This is a genomic window from Paenibacillus lutrae, assembly GCF_009757775.1.
In the GTDB taxonomy this organism is placed as follows: Bacteria; Bacillota; Bacilli; order Paenibacillales; family NBRC-103111; genus Paenibacillus_F; species Paenibacillus_F lutrae.
The window spans coordinates 141,606-162,665 of the sequence record NZ_RHLK01000004.1; the positions used below are offsets into that span (position 1 = coordinate 141,606).

Consider the following 21,060-nt stretch of genomic DNA (forward strand, 5'->3'; position numbering starts at 1 on the left):
AAAGCAATAAAAACTCTAACAAATCCCGCGCACATTTGTTCTAATGTATCTATTTTCTATATTATCCTATATCCAAAAAAATTCAATATATAGAATTAATTTCAATGAATAAATACAATACATTGTGTTTATTGAAATTCTTCACTAATATCTTTACCAATCCTCCATGTATAAACAGTAGGAAAAGCTTTTAAGCTTTGCCACCAACTATGCTTAAATTTATATTTTTCGAACTGGCTATTTTATTTTTTAGTCTAGAACTTTATTTTCTTCTGCTTGCAAAAATAAAAGGCTGGCCGCGCGGCTTCCGGTTCCATCGGAATAACGCTACCCTAGCCTGTCTCTTGCAGGAGCCCTTAGAGGCCAATGAACAATGAACGGGATATTCAATTGGGACTTGGCAGCATTTCTTGTCTGAATGATATACGTCATGTCCGATTGGCCTCCTTTCTGAATAAGATAGTTCCTTTATTACGGGCTTCGGGAAATACTTGTCAACCCTAACCTTCATTGTTTCCGAGCGGAATCCAAAACAGCGATACGGTCGGATTTATGTCATTTTTGCTGCATTGGTTGACTGTAATTTTCCATTTGTATCCTTGCGGCACAGGCAGCGTAATGCTGTTCGGACTATACCAATTGACCGTTGTCCATGCGGAGTTGTATGCGGTCGCCACGCCACCTGTTACAGACACTTCATATGGAATCCCCCCTGCTATTGAGGCCTGCAAAGTAACGATGCAAGTCGAAATCGTCGAGGAAACATCCCCGGCCGGAGGGGTGATGGTCGCTATTGCATAGCCGTCTGTATGAGCGATATAAGCGACATTATCACTCGACAGAGACATAGGAACGCCGAATATATTGCTGCCGCCCCTCAAACCGAGCAGGCCTGAAACGATGACGGACTGAAATGCCGCCGTATTGGTCGCGGATAGTGTTCCGTTTATAGACATTTCACCGTTGCATTGGATCCCCCCCTCTACATTTAAGGGGCCGGATAGATGCGCGGGACCCATCATAGTCAAATTGCCGTTCACGTCTATTTGGCCTTCCAAGCTGGCTCCCCCGCTGGCGGTAAACTTGCCTTGAGCGAACATTTCCCCTGTCGATTCCACTAATGCACCCGATACTGTACCGGCTGCCGTAACGGAATGAGGGGTTGAATCTTCATTCGAAATGACAACGGTGACGCTATCGTAAATATACTGCGTTTCGGCTCGGAGATCGGTTTGGCTGGCAGCCAAAATGAAGGTCGTCGTCTTCGCGAGTCCCGAAGACAGCTTGAAGGAATTATCCGTACCGGTATACAGCGGACCGGAGCCGGCGGCCTCAAAAATTTGGAATTCGGTTCCGTTGCTTTCCCAGCTTAGCTGGATCGGCTGACCGTTCGTAAAAACGCCCGCCGGAGAGGCTCCTCCGTCAGCTGCGCTTGCCGTGAAGTTGCGCGCAAACAACAGAGCCGCGCCAACCGAAACCCCGAATGTCATCGACCGCAAAATGTAGGGCTGGCTCGAATCGTTTGTCGACATTTCGGTCAGGCCGAGACTTCCGATCCATCCCGGCTGCTGCGTCAATTGCTGTATCCCTACGGTCAGATTGACCGGACTGGTAACCAAATAGAACTCCGGCGATTTGCACATAAATTTAACTTGCACATAGCTGAGACGGGGATTAAGCCCGACCTGATTGCCCGGAACCTCTTTCCCCACATGCGTCTGCCAATTGCTGCTGTCGGCGGAAGCGACGAATTGATCCGTCCGGCTGACGATGCCGGATGGAATATAAATATCTATTTCTTTGCAATAAACGCTCGCTGCGGCGGGAGATACCGTCACCGTAATCGTGCCGTAAGAATTGTAGGTCGGCGTGCTCGCCGACAGCGGCGCCGGGTCAGTCATAATCGTATAGGTCAGCAATACCGGAGCGTCCGTGACTGCCCCATATTCATTTTCGTTCATGCTTCTCTTCCTCCTTTTTCAATTGAACTACCATCTGTCCTTCTCTCAAGGAGCGATCGCTGCCGTCTATAACCGCTCTCCCATCCGTATCGGTCACTGCAAGCCTCTGTACCGTTACCTCGTCCGCCGCCGCAAGCTCCATCCAGGTCCACGAACTCCCCCGTTCTACCGGAACCGGAATCTTGACGGCGCTGGCGGGCATTGACGGAGCCGATATGGGCTGAGGATTGGGCCCCACCGCCGTCAGCATCGGCCCTACCGGTAATCGGACGGACAGCCGGTCTAAAGCCGTATCGAAGAAACGCCTGTCCAATTTGACCGGCTGGGCGGGAAGAATGCCGGTAAAAGCGTGGACGGCCGACATCGGATCGACGAGCATGAGCAGGTCTGCGCTTGTCTTGCCGTCGAAACGAAGCGGGATATACTGCCCTTGCCCGATTGCAATCAAATACCCGTCCGCTTCGGCGGGCGGCTGCACGCAATAGAACGAATCAAACGATCCGTTCAAAAAGTAACCGACGAGTCCATCCTCGCGAAGGGCCGAATCGCCCAGCCTCACCTCGAACGGCTGGACGACGAAATCCGGTACCGGCGGATAGAACGTAGCCGCCCAGCTAGTATCGCCAAGAGGCTGATCCGCCAAAGAAAGCTGCATGCCTGCGCGGACAAGGGCAAGCGGCTTGCCGGACAAGATGCCCAAACTTTCGTCCAAGCCGACCGAGGCGGGATCGACCGTCCAGAGCGTATTGTCGATCGCTTCCAGAAAATCTTCAAAGGCGGCTGCGCTCTGCGTAAGCAGCCCCTGCAGCATCGCGGCCAGCTGTGGAGAAGCCTCCGTCAGTTCGGCAAGCGACTGATAGCCGCCATCCGGAGCAAATGCCAAACTCAGAATCGGCGCACCATGCGCACCAATTTTTTGGCTGACTGCGCCGATCGCATCCCCATTCGCGCCATAAATAGCTACCGATCCGTCCAAATGGTTCGCAATCAGCCAGCCGGCAACCGGATTGGCGCCAGAATCCAGATCGGTCGGCTGGTCTGGATTGTTCGCATCGACCATGCGGAAATCAAGACGCGACGGCTGAAGCAGCCGAGGCGGCAATTGGAGAAAACGCTGCGGATTGGCCTGCACGACCGGGGTGTCTGGCTTCAGACCTTCTGCCGCAACAGGCGCGAACAGCGACGAGCTCGTCAGGCCGGAATCGCCCACGACTTCTAGCACCTGACCGAAAGCGTCGTACAACGCTAAATAAGAAAAACAGAACTGTCCTTGCCGGACGGCCTGAAACGGTGTCGTGCCGCCTGTATCCAGAATAAGCGGCAGACTGCCGAATTGATTGCCGGTCAGCCCGGCGAGCGTGTGTGTCGTGCCGTCGTCGAACGTAAAGGCGACATCGGCAGCCGGCGCTTGATTCGTTCGCGAATCGCGCAGCGACAGCTGATCCCCGAAGCCGCTAAGGCGCTGGGAGATGAAATCCCACTGGTCCGCTTCCCCGATCAAGTCGGCAAGCTGTCCTAGCGCCGCATCGGCGGGATCGCCGCCCGCGGCGGCCGCTTGCATGAGCCGGTTCCTGAACAAGAACGCCGTTTGAGGCGTAAGCAGACAATCCCCGCCTATCGCCTGGGGAGTCAGCGTCTGGCTTCCTCCTGTATAAGCATAATCCGTCCCTTGAAAGGTCCAGTTGCTGCCGCCGGAAGGAAGCGGATACCACTCTGCGACCCATTTCAGCATGAACGGATTCCATGGCTGCGACCATTGTTCCGGCAGCAGCGCTGGAAGCCCCCCTTCAAAATCGGATGGGTTGTGCTCGGCCAGCCTTTCTCTTGTAAACGCCGGATAGGTGACGGAAATGGATGCCGCATTGTCGGGGTCGCACAAAAGCCACTCGGTAAACAAGGCCCCTGCTGCTGCCGACACCGCCGCGGCAAAATCAGCCGAACTATAAGCGCCTTGCAGCATCTCCGCCAAATTTCCAGCCGAAGCCGGAACAGCTGGCAATCCGGCAATTGACGAAGCCGGAATAACGGTCCCGCCATTCTGAAGCCCGGCAATCGTTTGTGTGGTCATTCGGCACGGGAGTTGGCTGCCGGCCTGCGGAATCTCCGCCGTATTGCCGGCTCCCGAAATCAGAACGACGGGATCTTGCGCTTGCCAAAATCTCGGCTCTGCCGCAGCTTTAAGCCCGCGGTTTTGCGCCAGCAGGCCCTGCGCTCTCAATTGCTGCTCAAAAACGGCGATACCGGCCTGAAACGCGTCTTCAGGCGTAGTGGCAGCATCCGCATATACCGGCTGAGGCACCTTTGGAGCAAGTGTGCCGCTAAGAAGATTCGCCAAATCCAGCACTTTTTTCGGCACGCTGTATATATTGGCCGGCCCGGGCGGCTGATCCGGATTGTACGAAGGATCGTTTTCCGCTGCGAGCGCCATCCCAAATTGGGCCTGAGTAACGCCGGAAGGCTGCGCAAAGCCGGGATAAGTAGCAAAACGCCCCTCCTTCCACCATGTCGCGTACAGCTCCCACTGTGCATCGTGCAATTGAAGACGAGCCGCGTCAAAGGCCGCTTGATCCGCATTCAGCCCGGTCAGCCAGCTCTCGTCGTTCACGCCTTCGCCCGTTCCGGAATCCGCCGCGGCAATATCAACGATTGTCCAGCGGTACCCCCCGGCTTTTGAGCCGAACCACTCCTGCCGAATCCGGTAATCAAGCCCGGCCCAATCGCCGCTGTCGGCCAAGTGCAGCAAGTTATACTGGAACGCTTCAAGCAGTGCGGCTGCACTGGGCTGCTCCGCTAATATTTGAGCCGCCTCCGCATTCCCCCCTGCGGACAGCGACTGAAGCTGCTGCCCGATCATAGCGGCAAAAGCATCGATGGACGTATTTCCCACCGCAACGCTGATCGACCCGCCTGCGGCCGTAAAGCGGTCTTTTACCGTCTGTATCGTGCCTTGAGGCTGCCAATCCACCCCGTATACCATGCCATGGCAGACCGTTCCCGCCGGAAGCGGATCGCCCTCGGCTCTATCAAGCGACCAGCCATAGTCGGACAACAGCGCCGACAGAAGCTGCTCCGCTTCATCCCCCGTTTGCCCATTCAAACAAGAAGCGACCGGGTCCGATGCTGCATTGGAATACCACCCGGCTACCAAGTAGCTGAGCGTACTGTCAGGCTCCGTGACGTCTGCAAGCGCATCGTAAAATGAAAAAACTTCGCGGCAATGGCTTTGATAAGCGTTAAACAGATGGTTGCCCGGAGCAACGGCTGTCACGAACAATTGCTCAATTCCTTGCTCCTTCCAGTCCGCCAACTGAAAGGACCTTCCAAGCATGCCCGTTATAAAAGGTCCCGCACCACTCAAAGCGCTGCCTGCCTGCTGACGCAGCGGATCGGCGCTACCCTCCCATGCGGACACAATGTCGGGATCGAACAGCCAGACGCTGGAATCGGCCGTTCCGGGGGCGTCGCTTTCCACAACGAAAGCGGATGCCGTTCTTGCGGCCAGCGGGCCGCTTAGCCGTACGATAAGCCAGCGGTTCGGAGTTAGCGGATACTCCACCTGTTGCGAATCGGGCTGCTGGTACCCGTGCGTCCAAGCATCCGGCAGCTTCCAATGCAAATAAACACCCGTGTTGGAGCTTCCGAATCCGCCCGTCACGTCGGTTAGTCCCGGCTCCGCGCTGTCAAATTGAGCAATATTGCCGTATGTCTCCTCCCATCGGCGGAACGGCTGATTTTGCAGCACATATGCGTTCGCCGACAAGGCGCTTACTTCCATTGGCACAAGCACAATCGGATCGGCCATTAATCGTTCCCTCCTTGGTTACGGCCTGTCTCCCGCTCCTGCTTGCCGTTTTCCGGCAAGGCGAGAGCCGAGCTATCAGGCACAAATATTTGCCGCTCCGGCGCCTTAACCAGCTGCAGCGCCAGATCGGACGGGCTTATAGCAAGCGCCCCTTCCGCCAGCTTCTGAGATATCAGCCCGGCGACGGACTGGACAAGTCCATTCGGATCGTCCGGATTCAAATTCAAATACTCCCCGTTCCGCAAATAATCCCCGGACAACGGCAAATGGATGCCAAGTTCGCTGCCGAACGGATATTGCGCGTTAGTAGTTGAAAGGCTGCGCAAATCAAGGGAGCCGGCATCGTCTATACCGAAGCGTAAACCTTCCTGAGGCTCACTGAACGCCAGACTGGCCGGCACCCCCCAGAACAATGCGAGCATTATGCCGGAAGAAAGCCGGAAGAGACGAAGAAGTTTTAATGGATTGCCCTGGGCATCGAATGCGCGCACCGACATTCCGGGCCAGCCCGACACTAGGGCGGATCGGAGTAAAAAGCCCGCTACACGCGTCTCCCCGTCTGGACCGGGATCGGCTCCGTCCCCCTGAAGTCCGTTCCCGTAGCTTTCCAGATTGCTCTTAACAGCCGCTACGATTGCTTCTTTGTCAAGCTGATAAGCGAGCGTATCTAGACGGGATTGCATCGCAACGGACATCATCCCGTCAAGCATCGCATCCATCCAATTCATATCCATATAAAAGAAGCGAATGGATTCCGGCGGCAGCATCGATTCTATAGGAACCAAATGACCGAACGGCACATTCTCCAGCAGCATTTTGCGGGCAATCCAAGCCGCTGCCGCTTGCAGCGGCTCCGCTGCGCCGTCACGAACCATTTGACGAATATCCTCCTGCTGCATGAACCGGCGCAATGAAGCTGCCCGGTCCGAAGACGGAGATTCCGCCCGCTTGCGGACAGCGCCGGATGCCGCCGGAACGGATGCTTGCTCAGATTCTGCAGATTCTGCGGATTCTCCAGAATGCTTCCTTCCTATCAGCCGTCCAAGATCTTTTGCAAGCGTGTCCAGCCACGAATGCTTGACAGCTCCGGGATGCGCAAGCTTTTGCAAATCGCCGGCTTCCGTTAGCCCGTGAGCCTCCGCATGCGCATACAGCTTTTGCGTAAGTCCCGTGCTCTGCTGCCGGTACTGGAGGAGCGTGCGTCCGAAGCTTTCGTCGGCAAGCGCCATAAATCGGCCGATCTCCCAAGCGGAAGCAAGCGAGCAATCGAACAAGCCGTTACCGGCATCATAGATCAAAGCGGCGTCCGACGACAGAAACGGTGTGCTTTTGGCAAGCGTTGCCGGCACCGCCGGAGCGAGTGGCCCCCGATACCATGCAAAAGTATCCTCGCCGGTGCGGGTATGGTACGGCAGCGCCACGTAGCCGTTCATCAGCCGATTTGCCGCTTCGGTATGGGCGGCATCGCCGGCCGTCACTTGACCGGCTTGCGGATGGCGCAGCCAGAGCAGATCCGGATTGTACTCTCCGCCGGACATGCCGCCTTGCGCAATTCCCGCCGCAAGCCCTCCAAAGTTCTCGCCGTCTGACGACAGGCAGCGGAACGACCAGGAAGTCATCGATAACAGCGCCACGGTTGGCTGTGCAATAGAGGCATCCGCCGCCATCATGCTTTCCATCCCCTCGAACGACACGAGATGAACGGTATAATTCCCGCCGTCCTGATCGGACGCCACGAGTCGGTTCGCAACGACGACGCCATACCAGCCGTCATCCCCCGCTGAAGCCTTATCCCCGGCGTTGATCTCCCTCACATGCGCCAAGTAGGGAAGCTCGGCAGCGTAAGGCGTCATCGCCTGAAATTGCTCTTTGCTCATCTGGATATACCGGCAAGAAAGACTGTCCGGCACAGCCGGATCTTTTACAAGACCAGGAGGTATCAGAATATCTCCGCTTCCCTGCAAGGCCATAAAATCGCCTGCAGTCGTCCGGATGGCGCAGGTCGCGGCATCCGTCGCGTCGGGATCCCCCGGAAGCAATTCTCCCTCTTTGAAAACTAACAAGCCGAGCCACGGCGTTCCGGCCGTACTCATGCTCCTCTCCCACGGAAGAATAGGCTCGTTCAGCACAATATGCGGCAATTCGCCACCGAAATCACCCGATGCGGTCGCGGGCGGCACGACGCTGTGGATTTCCGATGCATCAAGCGCAAATTGCGGACCAGACACCGTGAACGACTGCACAGCCGTTAACTGCTGCTGCTCCGCCGCCGACAATCCCAACCCTTCGATTTGGTGACTTACCGTTACCGTATATGTGCCGGCTTCCAGCCCCGGTATCTTATTGTCGTAAAATCGGATATCTCCTATCGGCAAACTGTCAGCCATCTCGCCTGCTCCTTCCTGCGGCGGCAACCTGCAGCGGGGAATCGCAGTACAAGCTGTCCGCCTGCGAAGCGAGCCCTGCAAGCGAACCGTTGCTGCCCGTATAAATCTGCAATCCGCTTAACACTTCATAAATGCTGTTCCTATTTTGCATCGCAGTTCCCATAATGGCTGCTATTGAATCCGGCGTATCCTCGGCGAATACCGGAACATAGAGCGGCTCTGCCTGGGCAGACAAAGCAAGCGGCATTTCACCCTGCGGCGATAAATCCTCAAAAGCGAGCAGTTCGCCGGATAGCGCCGAGCGGGAAGCTCCGAGCTCCGTCTGCGGAGGAGAAACCGCTAATCCGGAAGGCACATTCGCCACCGTATCGGCGTTGGGCACCTGCGGGTTAAGCACAAACTGTCCGGCCGCATCTTTAAGCGGCTCTCCCCATAGCGCCGACGGCAAGTTCGAGCCGTATGGCGCAAGCGTCCAGCTTGACAAGTCGATCTCGCTGCCGCCCTGTTCAATGACAATTTGATGCAAAGCCGACACGTCCGTCGTATTCATCGGCCGGACCTGAACGGAATATCCGTTCGGATAGGCAGGGTCCGGGATAGCCGCAAGGCTTGAACCGGCCGCATAATGGCTTGCCGGAAACGCAGTTTGCGTTATAAAGCTAAATGTTCCGGCCCGTACGAGCCAGCCAAGGTCCGAATCGTCCAGCTTCGAGCCGCTTCCATTCGTTCCGGCAGCCGGGCTCTGCGCCAGCCCTCCCGCCGCTTTTATGGTCACAACGCTGTCAAGCGCCGGAAGAAGCGGCTTGAACTGCTCCCAAGCAAGCGGGTCGCTCTGAGCGGCACTCGCATCCGCTCCGAAATCGATCGTAAATGAGATAATCCACCAGTGAACGCGGGCTTTTCCCCCGGTCGGCGGCCCCCACAACTCCAGCGACGCTCCAAGCTCTGCACTGATCGTTTTGCTCGTAAACAACAGATTGATCCGGTAAGACGCACCTATGCTTACGCTAATATCCGCTTGAAAGCTGAATGGATTGAATGTAATCAGCAAATCGGCATTGGCGGTGAACCATGCCTTCAGATTGCCGTCATGATACAGCGCTTTGAGCGCTCCCCCCGTCATAATCGACCCCGGCGTTATGGCAAAATAAGCATCCCCCTCGATTTGAAACTGATCGCTGAGCGCCCAATTGATACCAAGCCGCGGGACTGACGGGTAATAGGATGGCGGCTGAAACGCCGGATGATAGCCTCCTAATGTCGCTACAAATTGCCCGGCGTTCGGTCCGTCATACCATAAGTAAAAGGCAAAGCCCCCTGTCAAATGACAGCTCGGATCCAGCACGAACGAATCCGGAGTCAGCAAGGCAGTAAGACCGAAAAATCCGCTCGACGGCTTCCATATCGCCTGCAGCTCAAGCTCCGCCTGAGCGTACACCGTATCGCCGGATTTTGGAAGACGCAACATTGATGTTCCGAGCAGCGCAAATTCCAGATCACTACCGAATTTCCCCAGCAAAAGCGCTTGGCTCTGAATAAGCCCGAAGGATTGAAAAGAGATGCCGGCGGCGAGCCAGGAGTCGCCCCTACTTGGAACGATCCAAGCTTGCCGCTTGCCCGGCGCGTAATCCGCAGTTCCGTCAAGCTCAGCCAACAGCCCCAGGAGCGGCGGCGGCGTCCCTCCCCCTGCCAGAGCCATCAAAGGAAAATCCGCCACCTGCTCCGGCGCAGGCATCGCCATGGAGCTGTTATATCCAAAACCGGCAGACAAGCCCGTCATAAACAGCGCCGGCGGTCCGCCAAGCGCCGCGCTGGCCGTGGCAAATACAAACATGGAAGGCTGTCCGTCCGTCAGTTGGGCATAGGAGCCGATCCCCTCTATAGAGAAACTTTCCGTTTCTATTACGACGCCGCCTTCATAGGAAAAAGCGGTGCCGTCCGGCGCAGGCGATACCTCGGAAAAAGCACCGCCGATCTCCAGCGGTCCTTCCTTCAAATCAAATCCGAGCCCGAGAAGCGAGAATTGCGGCTCGAACGCCGATAACGGAGAACCGAAGCCCATTCCGTTTAGCGTAATGGTCAGCCCGAACGCCGACAGCGAACCGTCAAGCAAAAACCAGAGCAGGCCATTCTGATAGCTGACTCCGATCCGGTTCAAAGCAACCGGACCGAACGAGCGCTGGATGCTTAACCATTGCGCGGATGCCGATGTCGTTGAATCGGATACGCTGCCCACTGCGCCATAACTTCTCTTCGCTGGCGTGCGGGTGGCGGAGGTTGATCCCATAGCCAGCATGAACGTCTGTGTTTGCCCGCCCCATTGCAGTTCGGTTCCGACGGTCATACCGGAGCCAAAGCCGGCGGACGGCAGCGGAAAAACTCCTTGCGGGAGCAGTGCGTTCACCGCTCCGGCTTCTGCGGCCGCGAACGGCTGGGACGCATATAGAAACTGAAGATCGTTCACCTTGAATGCATCCGTTCCGCTCATATCGCTGCCGATAAGCGGCAAATCGCTCAAGCTGAAGGAAGCAGACAAATCAAGGCCCAGCGCATATTTTGATCCGCTAGCATCCTTGTAGTAGATAAACTTCACGTCCTTCAGTCCCACTTCCAAATCTTGCGGAACGACAGAAGCCGCTTCAGGCGAAAGTGCGTAAACAAGCTCATAAATAGAAATGGATGAAGGCGAATCGCCGCTGGCGCTGAAGGTAGCGGCGAAAATGTCCGACTGCATATTGCCCGTATCAAAGATCAAAGCGAACGTTAGCGAGCCGATCGTTATCGTTCCGCCGAATGTCGAATGATAGCCGTTCCCGGTCGCATCCGGCTCCATGTCGATCGTGACGGCGACAGATACCGGAGCGGTATCGATTGTAAAGGTTCCCTCGCAGCTGAACGAGAAACTGCCCTGCGCAGCTCCGGCCGTCTTCGTATAAGTAAACGCAACATTGTGCAGCTCGAGACTGGATACCGGATTCGGGAATGTAAGTCCATACCGATTTCCGAAATCTTCTATGAGCGTCCCGATAGGGATTGGCGTATCCGTCCCCGTCTCCCCTTGAATTTCCCAGCCGTTCCCGGCAGTCAGCGACAGGACCGCGTCTACCCCGGCGATGGTCATCGATCCCGTCATACTGAATGTAGTAGCCGGCTCCGCCTGGCTGCTGTAGTCCAGTTCAAATATCAGGTCACTCAGAACGAAAGCCTGCTGCCCGCTGCCGGTCGGTATTTCTTCCAAAGAAGCGCCCACATAAAACGTGCCGTCCGTTGATCCTCCCATATGGAACTCGGTCAGCATGACGCTCGGAGCTCCCGAGGGCAGTCCGAACTTCTCCGCGATCGCGGTCAAATTCAGCTGTTCCCCCTGTGCCAGATCGACGCTGACCGACAGAACCTGTGACATGATCGTAGGCACCAGATCGGCGGCAACATCCAGCTCTACGCCTCCGATATCCAGTCCTCCGGTCATGCGGTATGCTGCCGACGGGCTGCCAAACGGATCGTTGACTGTGACCGACACCGCAATATTTTCGACTTCAATATAGTCCGCGATAATATCAAGAGAAGTATCTGTAAGGGCCGATATCGTCACTTTCGCGTATTCCAGCTTTTTTGACCCGAGACCGACTCCTAAATACAAACCGCTTATGCAAATGCTGTTCATAGCATTTTTGAACGGGTCCGGCAAATAGGAAGTAATGCTTGTTCCGCCAAAATAATCGGCAAGCTCCGCTTGTCCGGGAAGCGCCAGTTGTCCGGTCAGTCCGATTTCTACCGTCCCCCCCGATTCTGATGGCAGCACGGCGCTCAGCGTCTGCTGCTGCCCTCCCCAGCTTAACTGGGCGGAGAAACTCAAACCGGGCGTTGCGTCCTGATCGGCGGGATCGAACGATAGCGAGGCGGCAAGCGGTATTTGCAAATTGTTGAAAATACCCGGGAAGCCGTTCGTGGAGGTGGATATTTCTAAACCTACATCCAGACTAGTGCCAAGCCCCGCCGCCGGCACAATGGCGCCAAAGCCGACGGGAGCCGGACCGACTATCCACGAAGCTGGAGCGAACAGCCCCTGCGTCTCATCGAACACCGCAAAGAAGGACACGCCCGCAGACAAGCTGCGATTAAGGCTCGGTTCCACAACCGTGCCCGAAGCAAGCAGCAGACGAGGCAATCGGGACGCATCGTCCGTTTTGACCGCAAGATCCTCCCAAAATGTTCCTTGCAAGCCCGGAAAGGAATTAGCCAAATTCCAATTCGATGAAGTGAAAGCGGATATAACAAAAACCGGGCTCGTATCCGCGTTATAAATGGCGCATTGAATAGACGAAAACTGTTGGGCTGGAAACAGGATCAGCGGTGTCGTCCCCGTAAGCTTCAAGCCGGACGCTGCAAAGGTAATCGTCCCCGCCTGTTCGGATGGAGACTGTGCGACACCGCTGAACTGCCACGCTCCGCTTCCGGACGATTGCGCCAAAGGAGCCGTCCATGCACCCAGCGCCGTCATATTCAAATTCAATTGCTGCGTTCCGGTGTCGTACATGCCGAGTAAAGTATCGAGCAAGCTCATTCGAAATTGACTCCTTCCACCGTCATGTCGTTGTCCGGGTCCGCCGCGTACTTCAGCTCCATGCAGATCGGCATATGGTCACTGATGGCGTAATAATAAGCATATTGCGCCTCCCGCAATGTGGTGGGCCTTACGTTCAGCTTCGGAATCTGCTGTAAATTAAGGCTTGATGATTTGCCGGCATGACGGTTGTACCAATTGTTGTAGATAGCCGCCGTCAGTGAGCTCAAATCCCGCTGATACGTGCTTGGCGTCGTAGAACGGGTCTCTTGGACCGGATTGCCGTCCGTATCTATCACCCCGGTCCATACTTCCTTAGGAGTGGTCAGATCCACCAAATTGCACACATAAGGATCAGAAGGGTCTGTCTGAGCGGAACGGACAAAAAATTTATCATACGGACTGGACAATATGGACTGCATCACCGTGCTGTCGGCGATCGCATCCGGGGCCACCAGCGTCGAGGTCATACTGGTCAGATCGTCCTGCAGCCGGAAACTATAGTTTTGTACCGTCGTCAGCGCCGGTTGAGTTGTCGAATGGGAAGCGAAATCAGGTCCGGTCAAACGCTGGAAAGGTGCGGCAAAAATGTACTGTCCGCTGTCGTCCAGAACGTAACGAAGCCTTCCCAGGTCCCAATTATAGTATTGCAGCGCCCAAGTTTTTTTCGCCCATGCCTCGGTGACGTTGAAATCGCCCATTACGACGCCTGCATCCGCCTGGATAACCGGATCGATTAAACTAATCTGATTGCTGGCCGTGATCGGCGACGTATCGCTCGGGCCGGGCGCATGCAAAAGAACAAATGTAATGACCGTGTTTGTATCCGCTGTCGTTACTCGCAAGATGAACGGCGGCCGCGACCTCGGATACGGAAAGGTCTCCGGAGCATAAGCCGTGAGAATGGCCGACAAATCCTGCTTTTGTTGAGCGGTCAAATTAAGCATCGGATTTTTTTTTGTGCAATCCAAATTTTGCGGATCGGCTACCAGCTTGCTATAAGCGCTATAAGGCACCATAAATGAGTCGTTCATCCATCCGTTTTTAGCCAGGCTTTGGGTCACCTGGAACTTCTCGTCTTCATCGGTAATATTGTTGGTTGCGAAAAACGTATCGAACGCGTTCTCGCCTAGCACGTTCCACAGCTTCCACTCCACGGAACTGAACAAGCCCGACTTCCACACAAATACATACTGCTCGTTCGGCGCGCTGGGCGTCATCTCGCTCGCTTGCCCGCTCCACACGACGCCGGTCACCTGTTGCTGCTCCTGCTGGTTCAATTCATTGACAACGGCGGTGCACACTTCATTGCCGATCCAGCCGACGATTTCCATTATGCCTGCGACATCGATCTCCATAAGCCGGATGACCCGCGCGACATATTTGATAAAAAAATCATCATTCATTTTATCCGCATTAAACTTCTCAATGTTCCATGACAACAGCTTCAATGAATGGGACACGCCCGGTCTCCCCGCTCTCCGTAAGGCTGGCCCAAATAATTCCAAGACCGCAACTTGATCATATAAAATTTACCAGGACTTGAATACCATTTTTTAACGAAAATAATCGAAATTTGTATGAAAAAAACGATAGTTGTCGCTTTATTCTATTCTCTTTGATCTATTAATAAGTCTTGAACCGAACGAACTTTAGCTGGGCGAAAAACAAAAAAAGAGACTGCAAAAAAAAGCAGTCTCGGACTATCGAGAAAATCGTTCTCATCATATACCATTCATATACACGCGAAAATTTAACCGATAGGTATGATAAATCATACATACTTAGTTAACGTATTACCTCTACCCCTCAAAAGCCTTCATCGCTTTACGCAGCTCTTTCCACGAAGGACGCTTGCCGTACATGAGCACGCCCGTGCGATAGATTTTGGCGGCGAGCCAGCCAAGAGCAAAGATCGAGCCGAGCATGATCCCGATGGAGAGAATGATCTCCCAGGCTGCCGGCGTCCCCAAGCCGATCCGCAGGAACATAATCAGCGGGGAGAAGAACGGAATGAACGACATGACGACGACAAACGGAGCATCCGGGTTCTGCAAGCCGAACATCGCCGACATGAACGCGACAATGATGAGAATCGTAACCGGCATAACCGCCTGCTGCACTTCCTCACTGCGGCTTACAAGCGAGCCGATTGCGGCGAAGATCGTCGCATAGATGAAGAATCCCCCCAGGTAGAACAGTAGGAAGTAAGCGAGAAGATCCAATGGAAGCAGGGACAGGTCTATATTCATGTCCTTGATGACATCTACGTTCCAAGGGAACATCAGATTTACAGCTACGACCACCCCGATCAGAACAAGTTGAAGCAGTCCGAGCAGGCAGATCCCGATAATTTTACCGAACATTTGCTTCAGCGGCGAACCGCTGGAGATTAGAATTTCCATCACACGTGAACTCTTCTCCGCCGTGATTTCCGTAGAGACCATGCTGCCGTATCCGATTACGCTCATGTACAGCAGGAACAAGAGAGCGTAGACGAGAACAAAGGCAATGCCCATTTCCTCTTTGCTCTTAACCGGATTCTCGTTGACCGAGATAGACTCGGAGGTCAGCTTGACAGGCTCCTGGATCTTCGCCAGCACAGCCGAATCGATGCCCGACTGAATGACAGCCGCATTCATTTTAATCGTCTGCAGCGCGGTCTGGAGGGCTACAGCCGTGGAATCTCCGCCGGAGCTCAGAGAGAAACCGGCATCTTCTGTCTTATACACCAGAGCCGGGAATTCTCCTTGCGCCGCTTCTGCCGCCACGAGAACCCCTTTCACTTCCTCCGCTTTCAACTTTTCACGGATCAGGGCATTCTCAGCCTCTGCACTGTCCGCACGGTTCATCGGCACTATTTCGATCTTGGCAGTCAGACCGCCCTCTTGCGCTTTGGCAAAGTACTGCGTTAACTGTTCACTAAGCTCCGGCTTTGCTGCCATCACTCCGACCTTAACGGCTTTATCCCCGTCGTCTTGAGCAAAAGATTCCATAATAGCGGGTAAATTCACGACTAGAGAGATCATGAGCACAAAAATGAGCGTCGATATTTTAAACGACTTCGTCTTCAGCCGGTTAAATAAAGTAAACCGGATTACGGTCATCATGTTATTCATGCGAATGTCCCACCTTTGCGATAAAGATTTCATTCAGTGTCGGTTCCATAATTTGAAAACGTAAAATATCTGTAGCGGAAGCCGCCTGTTTTACTATTCGCTGAGCCGCTTCGGCTTGGCTAATGCGGATTTCATAGCCGTTTAGATGCCTCTGTACCGAGAGCACCCCCGGGATCTGATCAAGCGCCTGAACAGGCTCTTTGGTTTCAAGAAGAACCCTTTCTTTTGGAAAAGACTGCTTGATCTCGCGCAAATTGCCCTGCAGCACAGTGTTTGACTTATGCAGAATGCAAATGTTCTCGCACAATTCTTCCACATGATCCATACGGTGACTGGAGAATAGAATGGCTTTGCCTTTATCCCGCAATTCCTTGACTGTGCTCTTGAGCAGTTCCACATTTACAGGATCAAGCCCGCTAAAGGTTTCGTCCATAATAATGACCTCCGGGTCATGCAGTACAGAAGCAATGAACTGTATTTTCTGCTGATTCCCTTTGGACAGCTCTTCGACACGTTTATCGTAATACTCCGGCACCTCGAACTTCTCAAGCCACTGCTTAAGCGCCTTATCCGCCTCTTTGCGTTTAATCCCGCGCAGCTCAGCCAGATAGACGAGCTGCTCTGATACTTTGTATTTGGCATACAGGCCGCGCTCTTCAGGCAGGTAACCCATGATCTTGCGAAGCTCTTCGCTGAATCCCTTTCCATTCCAGCGGATGCTGCCTTCATCGGGATATATCAATCCGAGCGACATCCGCATGGTCGTTGTTTTACCGGCTCCATTGCCCCCCAGCAGACCGTAAATCTCTCCCGCTTTCACTCCCAGAGAAATCCGGTTAACTGCCGTTTTGTCCCCGTATTGTTTAGACACCTGTTCTAGTTCTAATGGTTTCATCCTCTGCTTTCCCCTTTCAATTTCCTGGAATGGATAGGCTAACTGGCTGCAAGTGCCTTATTCTTCAGATGCTTCCCTATCTTGTCTTCCCAGAATTTCTAGAATATCTTCCAATTCCATACCCGTGACGCGAATCGGGACGATTCCCTGCACGGAGAGGGCGGCTTCGGTTTCCGCGGAAGCCTCCGAAATGATCTGGACCAGTCCCCCGTCCTTTCCCTGCTCAATCGCCACCACCCCGGGCAGCTGCCCTGCCGCTGCTTGAGGCGCCTCGCGTACCCAGATTTTTTTCCAATCATCCAGCAGCCGGTCCTTCTCGAACACGCCAACGAATCTTCCCCGGTTGACATACACAATATAGTCCGCCAGCCGCCTGACCTCTTCCATCACGTGTGTAGAGAAGAATATACTCCTCTCTCCGCCGTCCATATAGCGCACGAGCTGTTCAATCATCCGCTTGGATGCGAACGGATCCAGTCCGGATGTAGCCTCATCCAGGAGCAGAACCTGCGGTTCATAGGATATGGCGAGGATGCAGCTTAATTTACGCTTCATCCCTTTGGAGAGTGTGCTCAGTTTCATCCCTTCATGAAGCTCAAAGTCAATCATCAGCTGCCGGTAGAGTGTTTCATTCCAGGATGGATACCACCGCGACACAAAATGGTGCAGCTGCCTGATCGTCGTACAACCAAGCTCATCCCAGCTTGATTCCTCGGGTACATAGCCCATCCGGCGTTTGACATCCGCTTCATCTTTATCGCTGCCATAAACCTTTCCGAGCACCCGAAGCTCGCCTTGGTCGGGTTTGGAGAGATTCATCAGCATGCGGAATATCGAACTTTTGCCGGAACCATTCGGGCCTACCAAGGCAACCACTGTCCCCGGCTCGATCTCGAAATCGAGCGCACCGAGTGTCAGCTCGCCCAGCCTCTTCACAATTCCGCTCATACGGACGGCAGGCCCGTCACCTGTGCTGCTGCCTGCTTCCTGGCTACGGGTCATCGATTCTCGCATCCCTGCATATCCACTCACTGAGATTCCACCTCCTCTTGACCCTCTACTGTCCGGATTTGCTTGACCGCTGCAGGGCTCTCCAGAGGGCCGTTCACACCAGTCTCAGCACCTGCCGCTTTCTCAGCCGTTAACTCCACCAGAGCTTCTTCAAATAGCACTCTCAGTTCCTCAACCGAACACCCTACCCGCAAGCCGCTCCGCAGCGCTTCTTTCATCGCTTCCACCACCGCTTCCTTCCGGTATTGTTCTCTTGTTACCGTTCCCACCTTGGCAACGAATGTTCCTGTTCCCTGCCTCGTTCTTAGAATGCCTTCCGTCTCCAGGTCCTGGTATACACGGCGGATCGTAATCACACTGCACGACAAATCTTTGGCAAACTCTCTTATCGATGGCAGCAGTGTCCCTTCCGGGAGGTGACCGCTTAGAATAAGTGCTTTAAGCTGCACTTGAATTTGATGATACATAGGCTCTGGACTATCCGGCGAAATTTGAATCGGAATATGCACAATCGTTCACCTGCTTTCAAACGTTTAAATCCACAGCCGTTTCCTTCAACCTATTGAATCTTGCGGCCAATTATTAGGACGAGTAGAAATCTCTGTTTGCCATCTTCTTCTCAAGCTGTTTCCAGGACAAGTACAACGTAAGAGCACCAGTCAGGAATGAAAGTACAGGCAGCAATGCTCCGTCTTCCTCCACCCTATTAATAACGATAGTCCATACCAAGAATCCTCCAGTCACCGAGAGAGCGATGGATACCAGAAGCGCAAATCCCATCATGACGAATCCCATCTTAAAAAACGATCTTCCCCGCATCGACATTTCACCATATAAATAAAACGCTCCGGCGAACAACACTGTACTATACCAAGTCACGAGCATCCCGGTCCAAGTTCCCCAACTGACCGATTCAATCAAGCCGAAAGCCATACAGACTTTTATTCCTGCAAAAAGCAAAACGATATACAAAGCACCATACAGCAGATAGCTCACGTAGCGGCTGAGGATGATCTCCCTGTTTGTCACCGGCAGCATTTTTAAAAGCACAACACGTTTTGTATAAGAGTCTTTCTTCCAATAATTCATATAACGCGAGTCAAAAGGATAACCAAAAACCTGAATAACCGTGAGCATAAAGAAATTGAACACCGTTATCAGAAATAGCTGGGGATATCCTGAAACGAGCAGATCGCTGCCCGTCCCCCCAAAAATAGTAATAACGAACAGAGCATTCAACGCGTATAAAAAACTCCATAGATAGCCCATACGAACCATTTTTAATTCCTGTTTAGCCAGCCACCAGATATTCTCCCATGTGCTGTTCATCGAGACACCTCATTCAAGTATTTAAAATTACTGCATGTAGTGGGATCACTGTGCTTACTGTGCTTACTGTGCTTACTGTGCTTACTGTGTATATTTATATTAACAGTATATACACAACAAAGCAATAACCATTTCCATCTTTTCTCATACAAAAAAAAGCAGCCCTTATTTTCCGAAGAAATAAGGGCTGCTTCTTATAATCATACCTCTTTATAGACCAAAAATGGCATCAATGAGCGGTTTGGTCTCGCCGCCCGGATACAGCACATAAAGCAGAATGTACACCATCACACCCGTCGGGGCTACACAGAGCCAAATGGTCGCGGTAATAGGGCCCAGCTTGCGGTGACGAATCCAGTTCTTCTTATACGCAAGAATGAGGGTTACAATACCGAACACAGCACCCACCGTAGCGAGTGTAATGTGGAAGAACAAGAAGAGGTGATAAGCCAGCTTCAAATTCTCCGGTCCGTCAAAGGCTGTATTCCCTTGAAAAATAGTGCGGGACATATAGATCGTAAAAAATGTCAGTGCCGAGATCGCACCCGCAATCATTAATTTCGTATGGGTCTCACGATTCCCTTTGCGAATATGATACCATCCGAAACCGACAAAAATGGCGCTAATCACAATAAACATCGTACTGATTGTAGGTAATACATGCATGATTGAGATCCCATCCATTTCCTTTATTGGGCGGAGGGGCTCTTGCAGGCTTATTACGCCGTTGTCAGGCCGCTTTTCTCGCTGGGCTCATCCGACAACTCTTCTTCCTGCTCCCTCTCCGTTCGATACCATTTGAAGAAAACCATGGCAAGCACAGTGCCGTACACGATTTCCTGAATAATCTTCATGAGGACGCCTCCGAGCTGCTGATCCTCCAGTAACGGTAAAGCACTGAAAGGCACAACGGCATTCCGGTACATCTCATACAGCGATACATCTGCAAAAATAATAAGCGCACAAGCCGGAGTCAATAAGATTCCATTACCGAAAATATAAGCCATCTTCACTAATCCGGAGTAGTTCGCATATTCCTTAAGCGGACCGAACACCGGGAACCACATAGCAAACGCCGTTAGCAGAAGCAGCGTATGATAACCTGTCAGCATCCACTCACTCTTCATCAGCGCATCCATAATTAACGGAAGGTGATATATAGAGAATAACAGATTAAACGCCAAGATCGCAATCAAAGGTTGTGTGACAAATTTCAAGATTCCTCTAGCAATTTTATTTTTAAAAATAGGGCGAATCAACCAGTCCGGTATGCCGTTCAAGATAAAGACCGGCATAATCAGATACAGAATCGATTGCTGCACCATGTGCACACTGAACAAGTAATGGTGTCCGATATAGCTCAAGGGACTTCCTTGTCCGATATAGAACAAAGCGAGCCCTGTGTAGAAGGACAATCTCTGCTTTGTACGGAGTGGCTCTCTACCTTCAGCTACCGCCTTAGATGGAGAAGTCAGATTATGATAAACCAGGCCGACAACGACAACGAACAGCAGGACAACCGGGTTCCACAGATCAAAAAAACCCATCGCTGTGTCATCTCCTTTTAAATTTAATAGTCGTGCAATGCTTTAGTCAGCAACCATTCAACTTCCCGTTCTTGTTATAGAAAGAGACGGCTTGTTGCATCAAAGCCAACGAAGCCGCCTCTATTCTACTAACTTACCACCACATCCAGAATACCGCCGCAGCGACTGCTGTCAATGCGACTATTCCGCCGAAAATAATACCGATAATCGGAAACAAATGTCCTTTTTCTTTCATGTGCATCCAATAGGCCAACTGAAGCGTTACCTGGATGAGGGCCATGAAGAGCAAGAAACCGTACAAGAACGTTTTGTCGAGACCTCCGTACATGACCAGCAAGAACGCAATCATAGTCAGCAGGATGGACGCAATGTACGAATAATAATGATTCGCAGGACTCGGGTGTTTGTGACGTTTACTTGGTGAAGTCGTTTCGTGTGTGCTCAT

At 53.1% G+C, this 21,060-nt stretch carries 13 protein-coding genes; all 13 read right to left on the minus strand.

Annotated elements, in window-relative coordinates; genetic code table 11:
• Positions 1–500: 500 nt before the first annotated feature.
• The gene (locus tag EDM21_RS09970) at positions 501–1,961 is read right to left on the minus strand and encodes a hypothetical protein (protein ID WP_157335177.1); all 1,461 of its coding nucleotides are present in this window, start codon (positions 1,959–1,961) and stop codon (positions 501–503) included.
• Positions 1,948–5,763 carry a hypothetical protein gene (locus EDM21_RS09975; protein ID WP_157335179.1) on the minus strand — a complete coding sequence of 1,272 codons (3,816 nt, stop codon included), beginning with the start codon at positions 5,761–5,763 and terminating at the stop codon, positions 1,948–1,950. The genes EDM21_RS09970 and EDM21_RS09975 overlap by 14 nt, the downstream gene beginning before the upstream one ends.
• Positions 5,763–8,150 carry a hypothetical protein gene (locus EDM21_RS09980; RefSeq protein WP_157335181.1) on the minus strand — a complete coding sequence of 796 codons (2,388 nt, stop codon included), beginning with the start codon at positions 8,148–8,150 and terminating at the stop codon, positions 5,763–5,765. Before EDM21_RS09980 ends, EDM21_RS09975 begins: the two co-directional genes overlap by 1 nt.
• Complete coding sequence (locus EDM21_RS09985) at positions 8,143–12,714, minus strand: DUF6603 domain-containing protein (protein ID WP_157335183.1); 4,572 nt, start codon at positions 12,712–12,714, stop codon at positions 8,143–8,145. Before EDM21_RS09985 ends, EDM21_RS09980 begins: the two co-directional genes overlap by 8 nt.
• Positions 12,711–14,177, minus strand: a complete 1,467-nt coding sequence (locus EDM21_RS09990) for an exonuclease/endonuclease/phosphatase family protein (protein WP_338043956.1) — start codon at positions 14,175–14,177, stop codon at positions 12,711–12,713. Before EDM21_RS09990 ends, EDM21_RS09985 begins: the two co-directional genes overlap by 4 nt.
• A gap of 339 nt (positions 14,178–14,516) precedes the next feature.
• Positions 14,517–15,833, minus strand: coding sequence for an ABC transporter permease (locus tag EDM21_RS09995; protein WP_157335185.1), 1,317 nt, complete (start codon positions 15,831–15,833; stop codon positions 14,517–14,519).
• Positions 15,826–16,728, minus strand: a complete 903-nt coding sequence (locus EDM21_RS10000; protein ID WP_157335187.1) for an ABC transporter ATP-binding protein — start codon at positions 16,726–16,728, stop codon at positions 15,826–15,828. The genes EDM21_RS09995 and EDM21_RS10000 overlap by 8 nt, the downstream gene beginning before the upstream one ends.
• A 57-nt stretch (positions 16,729–16,785) precedes the next feature.
• Positions 16,786–17,760: an ABC transporter ATP-binding protein gene (locus EDM21_RS10005; protein WP_338043957.1), complete on the minus strand. Its 975-nt coding sequence runs from the start codon at positions 17,758–17,760 to the stop codon at positions 16,786–16,788.
• Entirely contained in the window at positions 17,757–18,248 is a 492-nt protein-coding gene (locus EDM21_RS10010) for a GntR family transcriptional regulator (RefSeq protein WP_338043958.1), read from the minus strand. The genes EDM21_RS10005 and EDM21_RS10010 overlap by 4 nt, the downstream gene beginning before the upstream one ends.
• A gap of 73 nt (positions 18,249–18,321) precedes the next feature.
• A complete protein-coding gene (locus EDM21_RS10015) occupies positions 18,322–19,068 on the minus strand; it encodes a hypothetical protein (protein ID WP_157335189.1) in 747 nt (248 codons plus the stop codon).
• Positions 19,069–19,278: 210 nt separating this feature from the next.
• Positions 19,279–19,734, minus strand: coding sequence for a DUF420 domain-containing protein (locus tag EDM21_RS10020; protein ID WP_068776853.1), 456 nt, complete (start codon positions 19,732–19,734; stop codon positions 19,279–19,281).
• Positions 19,735–19,787: 53 nt separating this feature from the next.
• Complete coding sequence (locus tag EDM21_RS10025; protein WP_157335191.1) at positions 19,788–20,615, minus strand: cytochrome c oxidase assembly protein; 828 nt, start codon at positions 20,613–20,615, stop codon at positions 19,788–19,790.
• A gap of 133 nt (positions 20,616–20,748) precedes the next feature.
• Positions 20,749–21,060, minus strand: a complete 312-nt coding sequence (locus tag EDM21_RS10030; RefSeq protein ID WP_157335193.1) for a cytochrome C oxidase subunit IV family protein — start codon at positions 21,058–21,060, stop codon at positions 20,749–20,751.